Raw genomic sequence first — 11,809 nt, 5'->3', positions numbered from 1 at the left:
CAGGGGTTTTGTTTTGGGCGGTCGAAAAGATAGCTAACATCCCAATTCCGCCAACAACTGCCCACAGTGCTAAAGTCGCACCCTCGATTTAGCTTTTCCCAAGGAAGCCGTTATGCCGGATGCGACGTCCCTCAGCGCTGGATTTATGGTGGTTCACGGCAATCGCCTGGACGAGCTGCGCAGCCTGGTGGTCAGCTGGATGCGCCGCTATCCCCTAGCGCCTCTGGAAAACGAAATCGCCCTGGTACAAAGCAACGGTATCGCCCAATGGCTAAAACTGGCCTTGGCCGAAGACCCTGAAGAAGATGACATGGGCGGATGCGGTATCGCCGCCGCCATCGACGTGCAACTTCCCGGCAGTTTCATGTGGCAGCTCTACCGCATGGTTCTGGGCAAGAATGAAATCCCGCCCAAGTCCCTGCTCGATAAAGCCCCACTGACCTGGCGCCTCATGCGCCTGCTCCCGGAACTCATCGATCTACCGCACTTCGAACCACTACAGCGCTTCCTCACCCACGACACCGACCTGCGCAAACGCTACCAACTCGCCGAGCGCTTGGCCGACCTGTTCGACCAATATCAGGTCTACCGCGCCGACTGGCTCGAAGACTGGGCCGCTGGCCGTCACCAATTGCGCAATGGCCGAGGTGAATCCAAACCCTTGAACCCCGCCAACTGCTGGCAAGCTGAACTATGGCGCGCGCTGCTGTTGGATGTAGGCGAAGAGGGCATGGCCGAAAGCCGCGCCGGCGTACACCAGCGATTTATCGAGCGCATCAATACCCTGGAAAAAGCGCCCCAAGGCTTGCCGTCCCGAGTGATCGTTTTCGGTATTTCCTCGCTGCCTGCGCAAGCACTTGAAGCCCTCGCCGGCCTCGCGCGTTTCAGCCAGGTCCTGCTCTGCGTGCACAACCCTTGCCGCCATCATTGGTCCGACATCGTCGCCGACAAAGACCTGCTGCGTAACGAATACAAACGCCAGGCGCGCAAGGTCGGCATGCCGGTGACCATCGACCCGCAAACCCTGCACCAACACGCCCACCCGCTGTTGGCGGCCTGGGGCAAACAGGGTCGCGACTACATCAGCCTGCTGGACAGCTACGACGACCCAAACAGTTACCGCGCCGCCTTCCGCGATGGCCGCATCGACCTGTTCAGCGACAGCGAGCCCACCACGCTGCTCAACCAGCTCCAGGACGATATCCTCGAACTGCGCCCACTCAACGAAACCCGCGCCCTGTGGCCCGCCGTCGATCTTGAGAGCGACTCCTCTATCCGCTTCCACATCGCCCACAGCGCCCAACGCGAAGTAGAAATCCTCCACGACCAACTGCTCCAGCGCTTCAGCGCCGACCCCGCGCTGCGCCCGCGCGACATCATCGTCATGGTCCCCGACGTCGACAGCTACGCGCCGCACATCCGCGCCGTATTCGGCCAGCTTGAGCGACATGACCCACGCTTCATCCCGTTCACCCTGACCGACCAAGGCCAGCGCGGCCGCGACCCGCTGTTGATCGCCGTCGAACACTTGCTGAAACTCCCGGACAGCCGCTTCCCCGTCAGCGAAATTCTCGACCTGCTCGACGTTCCTGCCCTGCGCGAACGTTTCGCCATCAAAGAGCGCGACCTGCCGACGCTGCGCCGCTGGATCGAAGGCGCCGGCATCCGCTGGGGCCTCAACGCCGAGCAACGTGCGGGCCTCGGTCTGCCCACAGAACTGGAGCAAAACAGCTGGCGATTCGGCCTGCGCCGCATGCTGCTGGGTTACGCGGTCGGCACCGGTATCGCGTGCGACGGCATCGAGCCCTACGACGAAATCGGCGGCCTCGACGCCGCCCTGATCGGCCCGCTGGTCGCCTTGCTCGATGCGCTCAACGACGCTCATCAGGCTTTGTCACAACCCGCAACGCCACAGCAATGGGGTGAACGCCTGCAACGCCTGATGCAACTGTTCTTCCTGCCCAGCAGCGAACACGACGACTACCTGTTGAGCCAACTCGAGCAGCTCAGGGAAACCTGGCTGGAAACCTGCGAGTCCGTCGGCCTGCAGGACGAGTTACCGCTCACCGTAGTCCGCGAAGCCTGGCTCGCCGGTCTGGACCAAGGGCGCCTGTCCCAACGCTTCCTCGCTGGAGCTGTCAATTTCTGCACTTTAATGCCCATGCGCGCGATCCCGTTCAAGCTCGTCTGCCTGCTCGGCATGAACGACGGCGACTACCCGCGCGCGCAACCGCCGCTGGACTTCGACTTGATGGGCAGCGACTACCGCCCTGGCGACCGTTCGCGCCGTGAAGATGACCGCTACCTGTTGCTCGAAGCCCTGTTGTCGGCCCGCGACCAGCTGTATATCAGCTGGGTCGGCCGCAGCATCCGCGACAACAGTGATCGCCCGGCGTCGGTGCTGATCGGCCAACTGCGCGACCACCTCTCCAGTGGCTGGCACAACGCCAACACAGAAGAACCGTTGCTGGACGCGATGACCCGGGAGCACCCACTCCAACCGTACAGTGCACGCTATTTCCATGAAGGCGACCCGTTGTTCAGTTACGCTCGCGAATGGCAATTGCTGCACGAAGCAGCGGATGCCATCGCAACAGAAGACGTACTGGCGCAACACCAACAGGAAGAACCCCTGACCCTCGGCCAGCTGCAGGATTTCCTGCGCAACCCGGTCAAACACTTCTTCAGCCAGCGCCTGAAAGTGTTCTTCGAGGCCGCGGAAGTGCCGCTCGCCGACGAAGAACCCTTCGTCCTCGACGCACTTCAGCGCTACAGCCTCAGCGACAGCCTGCTCAGTGCCGCACTGACCCAGCCGGATCACATAGACCGGGCACTCAGCGCTCAGGCCCTGCGGCTGCAAGGCAGTGGCCTGCTGCCCATGGTTGGTTTCGGCGAATGCCTGCGCAACGAACTGATTGAGCCATTGCCCGACCTGCTGCAACGTTACCAACAATTACTGGCCCTCTGGCCCACTCCACACCCTGGCGCGGAGCCGATCAGTTTTGAGCATCAAGGTCTCCAGCTCGAAGGCTGGATCAGCGGCCTGCACCGGCGCAGTGATGGCGGACTGTTAAGCGTCACCACCATCCCCAACAGCATCGGCTCAATCAAAACGCGCAAATGGCACCGGCTGATTCGGCCTTGGGTCAATCACGTGGTCGCCTGCGCCTGCGGCCTGTCACTCAGTACGGGTCTGGTGGCCAGCGACGACACCTTATTACTGCCCCCGCTGGATCAATCCGCAGCCCGGGAAGTCCTCGGCAACCTGCTCTTGGCCTGGCACACCGGCATGCGCAAACCGCTCCCCGTGGCCGTGAAAACTGCCTTCGCCTGGCTCGGCCAAACCGACCCCGCCAAGGCACACGCCGCAGCCAGTAAAGCCTACGAAGGCGACGGCATAAATACCGACGGCGAACGCCGCGAAACCCCCGCGCTCACCCGCCAATTCCCCGACTTCGCCGCGCTCATCGCCAGCGAAGAATTCGAAGGCTGGGCCGAGACCCTGTATCGCCCGCTGATCAACGCCCCCTGGCGATCACTCACCGGCGAGGAGGCCAGCGCATGACCAGCAAACCCTTGGCCCTGGGCTTCCCGCTCAAAGGCAGCCAGCTGATCGAAGCCAGCGCCGGCACCGGCAAGACTTTCACCATCTCCGCCCTGTACCTGCGCCTGGTGCTCCGCCATGGTGGCGATGAGTCCGGTTTCATCCGCGAACTGCTGCCTCCGCAAATCCTCGTGGTGACCTTCACCGACGCCGCCACCAAGGAACTGCGCGAACGCATCCGCATTCGCCTGGCAGAAGCCGCGCGCTTCTTCCGCGATGAAATCGAACAGCCCGACGCGCTGATCGCCGACCTGCGTGACGAATACGCCGCCGAGCAATGGCCCGCCTGCGCCAACCGTTTGGACATCGCCGCGCAGTGGATGGACGAAGCCGCCGTCTCGACCATCCACAGTTGGTGCCAGCGCATGCTGCGCGAACACGCCTTCGACAGCGGCAGTCTGTTCACCCAGACCCTGGAAACCGACCACAGCGACCTGCTCGGCGAAGTGCTGCGCGACTACTGGCGCCTGTTCTGCTACCCGATGCACGACGACGCGCTCAACTGGGTGCGCAACAACTGGGGCGGCCCGGCCGCGTTGATGCCACGGGTGCGCGCACTGTTCGGCAGCGAGCGGCCCACCGATGAATCCCGCGAGCCCGCCGAGCTGATCACGGCCTGCCTGCAAGAGCGCCGCGAAGCGCTGACAACCCTCAAGGCCCCATGGCAACAATGGGCCGCCGAGCTGCGCGACATCTGCCTGCAAGCCGTGGCCGCGAAAGCCGTCGATGGCCGCAAGATGCAGGCCCGCTACTTCGAACCCTGGTTCGAAAAGATCAGCGCCTGGGCTGCTGACGAAACCCTGGAACAACTCGACATCGGCACCGGCTTCACCCGCCTCACGCCCGACGGCATGGCCGAAGCCTGGAAGGGCGAGCCGCCGCGCCACCCCGGTATCGACGCCATGGCCGGCCTCAAAGCCAGCCTCGACGCCTTGCCGACGCCCGACGCCGCGGTGTTGCACCACGCTGCCGGCTGGGTCGGCAAACGGTTCGAAGAAGAAAAACGCCGCCGCGCCGAAATGGGCTTCGACGACATGCTGATCCGCCTCAACGCCGCCCTGCAAGCAGACGGCGGCGAGCGCTTGGCAGGCGTGATTCGCGAGCAATTTCCGGTGGCGTTGATCGACGAATTCCAGGACACCGACCCGGTGCAATACAGCATCTTCGACAGCATCTACCGCATCGAAGAAAACCACCTCGACAGTGGCCTGTTCCTGATCGGCGACCCCAAGCAGGCGATCTACGCGTTCCGTGGCGCCGACATCTACACCTACCTGCGCGCCCGCCAGTCCACCACCGGCCGCCATCACACCCTGGGCACCAACTTCCGCTCCAGCCACGCGATGGTCGAGGCGGTGAACCATGTTTTCCAGCGTGCCGAAAAAGGCCGTGGCGCGTTTCTGTTCCGCGAGCCGAATGGCGACAACCCGGTGCCGTTTCACACGGTGTTGTCCCAAGGTCGTAAGGAGAAGTTGCAGGTCAACGGCCACACACTCCCGGCGATGAACCTCTGGCATCTGCCCACGGATCAGCCGGTGTCAAATGTGGTTTATCGCCAGCAATTGGCCGCCGCCTGCGCCACGCAAATTGTTGAATTGCTCAATGGCGGGCAGCAAGGCACGGCAGGTTTCCTGCACCCGGACGACAGCTTCAAGGGCGTGCTCCCGTCAGACATCGCCATCCTTGTGCGCGACGGCAAGGAAGCCCAAGCCGTGCGCGCCGAACTGGCCGCCCGTGGCGTGCGCAGTGTTTATCTGTCCGACAAGGATTCGGTCTTCGCCGCCCAGGAAGCTCACGACCTGCTGGCCTGGCTCAAGGCCTGCGCCGAGCCCGACGTCGAGCGCCCGCTGCGCGCCGCCCTGGCCTGCGTCACCCTGAACCTGTCACTGCCGGAACTGGAGCGTCTGAACCAGGACGAGCTGGCGTGGGAAACCCGCGTCATGCAGTTCCGTGGCTACCGTGCGATCTGGCGCACCCAAGGCGTACTGCCAATGCTGCGTCGCCTGCTCCACGATTTTAAATTGCCACAGACCCTGATCGCTCGCAGCGATGGCGAGCGGGTGTTGACCAACCTGCTGCACCTCAGCGAATTATTGCAACAAGCCGCGTCGGAGCTCGACGGCGAGCAGGCGCTCATTCGCCACTTGGCTGAACACTTGGCACTGTCGGGTCAGGCCGGTGAAGAACAAATCCTGCGCCTGGAAAGTGATGAGCAACTAGTCAAGGTCGTGACCATCCACAAATCCAAAGGCCTCGAGTACGACCTGGTGTTTCTGCCCTTCATCTGCTCGGCCAAGCCGGTAGACGGCAGCCGCTTGCCGCTTCACTACCACGATGAAAACGGCAAATCCCACGTCAGCCTGCGTCCGACCGCCGAGTTGATCGCGCAGGCGGACGACGAGCGCCTGGCCGAAGACCTGCGCCTGTTCTACGTCGCCCTGACCCGCGCCAAACACGCGTGCTGGCTTGGCATCGCCGACCTCAAGCGCGGCAATAGCAGCAGTTCCGTATTGCACTTGTCAGCGTTGGGCTATTTGCTCGGTGCCGGTGCAGCGCTGGGTGAGTCCGCTGGCTTGGCGCGCTGGCTGCTGGATTTGCAGGAAGGCTGCCCGGCAATCCACTACGCCCCAGTGCCCGATGCTCAAGACATCCTGTTTCATCCACCACGCAACACCGCCACGTTGCTCGCACCTTTATTGCCCAAACGCAAAGCTGCCGAAAACTGGTGGATCGCTTCCTACAGCGCTTTAAGAATTGGCGACAGCATGAGCGCCGCAAACCTTGAAGCGCCTGAAAGCCCACAAGCCCAGAAGCTGTTCGACGACGAACGCCTCGATCCCGACGCGCCGCGTGAAGTGGCAGCGTCCGGCGGCGACATTCACCGTTTCCCACGCGGCCCGAATCCCGGCACCTTCCTCCACGGCCTGCTCGAATGGGCAGGCGAGGAGGGTTTCAACGTCACCCCTGAAGCCATCGAAAAAGCCGTCGGCGCGCGCTGTAACCGCCGCAACTGGGAAGGCTGGATCGTCACCCTCAGCGGTTGGCTCGGTCACCTGTTGCAGACCCCGCTGCCGGTGGATAACGACCACGTCACCCTCAGCAACCTGCAGCAGTACCAGATCGAAATGGAATTCTGGTTCGCCAGCCACAAAGTTGACGTACTCGCCCTCGACAGGCTGGTATGCCAATACACCCACAACGGCGTGTCCCGTGTCGCCGCCGAACCGGTGCTGCTCAACGGCATGTTCAAGGGTTTTATCGACCTCACCTTCGAACACGACGGCCGCTATTACGTGGCTGACTACAAATCCAACTGGCTCGGCCCCGACGATTCGGCCTACACCTGGGACGCCATGGAGCAGTCGATCCTCGAGCATCGGTACGACCTGCAATACGTGCTTTACCTACTCGCCCTGCACCGCCAGCTGAAGGCACGCCTGCCGGACTACGACTACGATCGCCACGTCGGCGGCGCGCTCTACCTGTTCCTGCGCGGCACCGAGTCTGTGAGCAAAGGCGCCTATTTCACTCGCCCGCCACGTGAACTGATCGAAGGCCTGGATTTACTCTTCCAGGGCAAGCCCATCCCGCCCAAGGTTGAGCCCGCCTGGGAACAAGGAGTGTTGTTATGAGCCTGTCGCCGTTACCGCTTGAGGCGCTGCTGCCCCTCAGCCGCGCCGCCGACCTGGTGCAACTGCTGGAACGTTGGGTGGATCGCGGTTGGCTGCGCGCGCTGGACAAGGCCTTTGTCGGCTTCCTGCATGAACTCGATCCCGAGGCTGACCCGCTGGTGTTGTTGGCCGCTGCATTAACCAGCCACCAACTCGGCCACGGCCACGTGTGCCTCGACCTGTTCGAAACCCTCAAGGCACCCGATTTTGCCTTGTCATTGCCGCCCGAAGGCGACCTGCAAACCGGCGCCATGCTGCTGCCGTCGCAATTGCTCGACGGCCTCGAGGGTACGCACTGGTGCCATGCGCTGGCCTCCAGTCACCTGGTCGCGCTGGCGGCAGATGGCAGTGAGTCGGCCCAAAGTCGGCCGCTGGTGTTGTCGGGCAAACGTCTTTACCTGCGCCGCTACTGGACCTATGAGCGGCGCATCGACACGGCGTTGCGCCTGCGTTTGGCCACTGAGGAAAACGTCGCCGCCGATTTGCCGCAGCGTTTGAACAACCTGTTCGATCAACCACCGCCCGATGGCGTTATCGACTGGCAAAAACTCGCCTGCGCCCTGGCGACTCGCGGTGCGTTCAGCATCGTCACCGGCGGCCCCGGCACCGGTAAAACCACGACGGTGGTGCGCCTGCTCGCGTTGCTGCAAGCACCGGCCGTGGAAGCTGGTAGCCCGTTGCGCATCCGCTTGGCTGCACCGACGGGTAAAGCGGCTGCGCGGTTGACCGAATCCATCAGCCAGCAAGTACAGTCGCTGACCGTGCCTGACAGCGTGCGGGAAAAAATTCCGACCCAAGTCACCACCGTTCACCGCCTCCTCGGCAGTCGCCCGGGCACACGGCACTTCCGCCATCACCTCGGCAACCCGTTGCCGCTGGATGTGCTGGTGGTCGACGAAGCCTCAATGATCGACCTGGAAATGATGGCCAACCTGCTGGACGCCTTGCCGCCCCACGCACGGTTGGTGCTGCTGGGCGACAAGGATCAGCTCGCGTCGGTCGAGGCCGGCGCCGTGCTCGGCGACCTGTGCCGCGACGCCGAAGCCGGCTGGTACAACCCGGCCACCCGCCAATGGCTGCAGGCCGTCAGCGGCGAAAACCTCAGCGCCACCGGCCTGCTGGAAGACCTCGACGGCAGCCATCCACTGGCCCAGCAAGTGGTCATGCTGCGCTACTCGCGACGTTTCGGTGAAGGCAGCGGCATCGGCCAGCTGGCGCGCTGGGTCAACCAGCAAAACGCCGAAGAAGCGCGCAAACTGCTGGCCGCGCGCAGCTACGACGACCTGTTCTGCGTCAGCCTCAAAGGCGAACATGATCACGCCCTGGAGCGTTTGGTATTGGACGGGCAGGGCGACGGCGCTCAAGGTTATCGCTTCTACCTCAACCTGCTTCACAGCGCGCGCCCGGCCCAGGGCACCCCGCGTGAAGACCCGGCCTGGACTCACTGGGCGCAACAATTGCTGCAAGCCTTCGACGCCTTTCAACTGCTCTGCGCCGTACGCAAAGGCCCGTGGGGCGTGGAGGGGTTGAACTTGCGCATCACCGCCGCGTTGCGCAAAGTAAAGCTGATCGAAGGCGACGACCACTGGTACGAAGGTCGCCCGGTGCTGATGACCCGCAACGATTACGGCCTGGGCCTGATGAACGGCGACATCGGCATCGCGCTCAAACTGCCCGAAAGCGACGGCGGCCCCCAAGTGCTGCGCGTGGCTTTCCCACGTAATGACGGCCAGGGCGGTGTGCGTTTTGTACTGCCCAGCCGTCTGAACGATGTGGAAACCGTGTACGCCATGACCGTGCACAAATCCCAGGGCTCGGAATTTACCCACACCGCGCTGATCCTGCCGGACGCACTCAACCCGGTGCTCACCAAAGAGCTGATCTACACCGGCATCACTCGGGCCAAACGTTGGTTCAGCTTGATCGAGCCTCGCGGCGGTGTGTTTGAAGAGGCCGTGCGACGCAAGGTCAAGCGTTTGAGTGGTTTGATGCTGGAATTGGACGCTGCAACGGGTGAAACTGACTGATCGGTCGTGAAATATTTCTGATTCAGTTGTCTGATTTTTCTGAAAAAATAGCGGCCCTCGTGAAGTCCTGGCTTCGCGGGGTTTTCCGCCGCTGTGCTATCGTTGCGGCATCACCCTGAAAAACACCTGAGAGTATCGCTGCATGAACGTGGCTGTCTCGCCCACAGAGCGCAGTTTGAGCTGGAGACGCATGTTACTGGTGGCGGTGCTGTGCCTGCTCGCGCCACGGGTATTTGCCCAGACGCCCAGCCTGGCCGATCACCGCGCGCAGTCGGTGACGCAAGTGGTGCTCGGTATCCTCAGTTACGCCCGTTGGCCGGTGGAGCCTGCGCAACTGCGGTTGTGCATCGTCGGCCCGACTCAATACACCGACGACCTGATCAAAGGCACAACCCAAGCCACCGGCCGCCCGGTGGTAGTGCGACGCCTGCTGGCCGACAACCCTGACATCGTCAGTGCCTGTGACGCCGTGTACATCGGCAAACTCTCCGATGATGAGCGCAGCCGCCTGTTCGCCTCGTTGATCGGCCACCCGGTGCTGAGCATCAGCGAAGGCGGTGACCAATGCACCGTCGGCAGCCTGTTCTGCCTGCGCGTGGCGGATGAGCAAGTGTCGTTCGAGGTCAACCTGGACTCCGTCGCCCGCAGCGGCGTGCGCATTCACCCCAGCGTGCTCCAACTGTCGCGACGTCGAGCGCCTGCGCCATGAGTACTGCAAAAGCACGGCCGACCCTGCGTTCGGTCATTGGCCGTGGGCACCTGATCCTGGCATTGGTCGCTGTGACCCTGGCCAGCGTGTCGCTGACCCTGCTCGGCGTGCTGGCGCTGCGGGTGTATGCCGAGCACAACCTGCATTTGATCGCGCGATCCATCAACTACACCGTGGAAGCGGCGGTGGTGTTCGACGACAGCTCGGCGGCCACCGAAGCCCTCAGCTTGATTGCCTCCACCGAGGAAGTCGCCCAGGCCGAAGTGTTCGACGCCAGTGGCAAGCTGCTGGCGCAGTGGGTTCGCCCGGACACCGGAATGTTGTCGCAGGTTGAACTGGCATTGGCGCATACCCTGCTCGAACAGCCGATCAACCAGCCGATCCTGCACCAGGGCAAAACCATCGGCAGCATCCACGTGGTCGGCCATGGCGGCAGCCTGCTGCGCTTCCTGCTCAGTGGCCTGGCCGGCATTCTCATCTGCACTGCCCTCAGCGCCTGGGTGGCGCTGCACCTGGCGTGGCGCCTGTTACGCGGGATTACCGGCCCATTGCAAAGCCTCGCCGCCGTGGCCCACGCCGCCCGCAGCGAACGCGATTTTGACCGGCGCGTGCCACCGGCGCAGATCGCCGAACTCGACAGCCTCGGCAGCGACTTCAATGCTCTGCTCGGCGAAATGGAAGCCTGGCAAAGCCACCTGCAAAGCGAAAACGAAACCCTCGCCCACCAGGCCAGTCACGACAGCCTGACCGGCCTGCCCAACCGCGCATTTTTTGAAGGCCGGCTGATCCGAGCCCTGCGCAGCGCCGCGAAGATCAATGAAAAAGTGGCCGTGCTGTTTCTCGACAGCGACCGCTTCAAAGACATCAACGACAACTTCGGCCACGCTGCCGGCGATGCCGTGCTGGTCGCCGTCGCCGAACGCGTGCGCGCGCAACTGCGTGAAGATGACTTGGTGGCGCGTCTGGGCGGCGACGAATTCGCCATCCTGCTGGCGCCGCTGCACAAGGCCGAAGACGCCCAGCGCATCGCCGACAAAATCATTGCCAGCATGGATGTGCCGATCCCGGTGCCCGGCAACACCCAGGTATTGACCTCCCTCAGTATCGGCATCGCCATTTACCCTGATCATGGCGCCACTCCCGGCACCTTGCTCAATGCCGCCGACGCGGCGATGTACCAGGCCAAGCGGCTGTCGCAGGGCAGCCAGCAAACGGCGGAGGCGGAGCCTACCGCTGCCAATGTTCAACACAGGAGTTGATCCCTTGTTCTCTACTGCGCGTTTTATGTTTATCACTTTGCTGGTGGCCTTGCTGGCGCTCGGCGGTTGCCAGACCGCGCCGCCCAAAGGCCTGACCCCGGCGCAAGTGGCCGTCCTCAAGCAACAAGGGTTTGAGCTGACTGACGAAGGTTGGGCGTTTGGCCTGTCCGGCAAAGTGCTGTTTGGCAGCGATGTCGAAACCCTCAACACACCCAGCACCGAGATCGTCGAACGCATCGGCAAAGCGTTGCTCGGCGTAGGCATCCAGCGCGTGCGCGTGGACGGGCACACGGATGCATCGGGTAAAGAAACCTACAACCAGCAACTGTCCCTGCGCCGCGCGAAAAGCGTGGGCAAGGTGCTGACGGGTGTAGGAATGAAGGAAGAGAACATCCAGCTGCGTGGCCTGGGCAGCAGCGAACCGGTGGCGCCGAACACCACGGTGGCGGGGCGTACCGAGAATCGGCGCGTGTCGATTGTCGTCATCGCCGACTAACCAACCCGCCCGCTCAAAAGTGAAATGCAATCCAATGTGGGAG

At 63.1% G+C, this 11,809-nt stretch carries 6 protein-coding genes; all 6 read left to right on the top strand.

All coding sequences use genetic code 11. The annotated features are described in order from the left end of the window. Positions 1 to 112 precede the first annotated feature (112 nt). Entirely contained in the window at positions 113 to 3,565 is a 3,453-nt protein-coding gene (gene recC / locus BFW87_RS06500) for an exodeoxyribonuclease V subunit gamma (protein ID WP_078739109.1), read from the top strand. Continuing rightward, on the top strand, positions 3,562 to 7,236 hold the full coding sequence (recB, locus tag BFW87_RS06495) for an exodeoxyribonuclease V subunit beta (protein ID WP_078739108.1): 3,675 nt from the start codon (positions 3,562 to 3,564) through the stop codon (positions 7,234 to 7,236). The genes recC and recB overlap by 4 nt, the downstream gene beginning before the upstream one ends. Beyond that, positions 7,233 to 9,302, top strand: a complete 2,070-nt coding sequence (gene recD / locus BFW87_RS06490; protein ID WP_078739107.1) for an exodeoxyribonuclease V subunit alpha — start codon at positions 7,233 to 7,235, stop codon at positions 9,300 to 9,302. The genes recB and recD overlap by 4 nt, the downstream gene beginning before the upstream one ends. A gap of 142 nt (positions 9,303 to 9,444) precedes the next feature. After that, positions 9,445 to 10,011 (top strand): YfiR family protein, encoded by a 567-nt coding sequence (locus BFW87_RS06485; protein ID WP_078739106.1) that lies wholly within the window; start codon positions 9,445 to 9,447, stop codon positions 10,009 to 10,011. Then, positions 10,008 to 11,270 (top strand): diguanylate cyclase domain-containing protein, encoded by a 1,263-nt coding sequence (locus BFW87_RS06480; RefSeq protein WP_078739105.1) that lies wholly within the window; start codon positions 10,008 to 10,010, stop codon positions 11,268 to 11,270. The genes BFW87_RS06485 and BFW87_RS06480 overlap by 4 nt, the downstream gene beginning before the upstream one ends. 4 nt (positions 11,271 to 11,274) lie before the next feature. Further along, positions 11,275 to 11,766 carry an OmpA family protein gene (locus tag BFW87_RS06475; RefSeq protein ID WP_078739104.1) on the top strand — a complete coding sequence of 164 codons (492 nt, stop codon included), beginning with the start codon at positions 11,275 to 11,277 and terminating at the stop codon, positions 11,764 to 11,766. Positions 11,767 to 11,809: the final 43 nt, after the last annotated feature.

This window comes from Pseudomonas fluorescens, from assembly GCF_002022275.1.
Lineage (GTDB): Bacteria > Pseudomonadota > Gammaproteobacteria > Pseudomonadales > Pseudomonadaceae > Aquipseudomonas > Aquipseudomonas fluorescens_AJ.
This window is presented reverse-complemented; position numbering and strand designations above follow the sequence as displayed.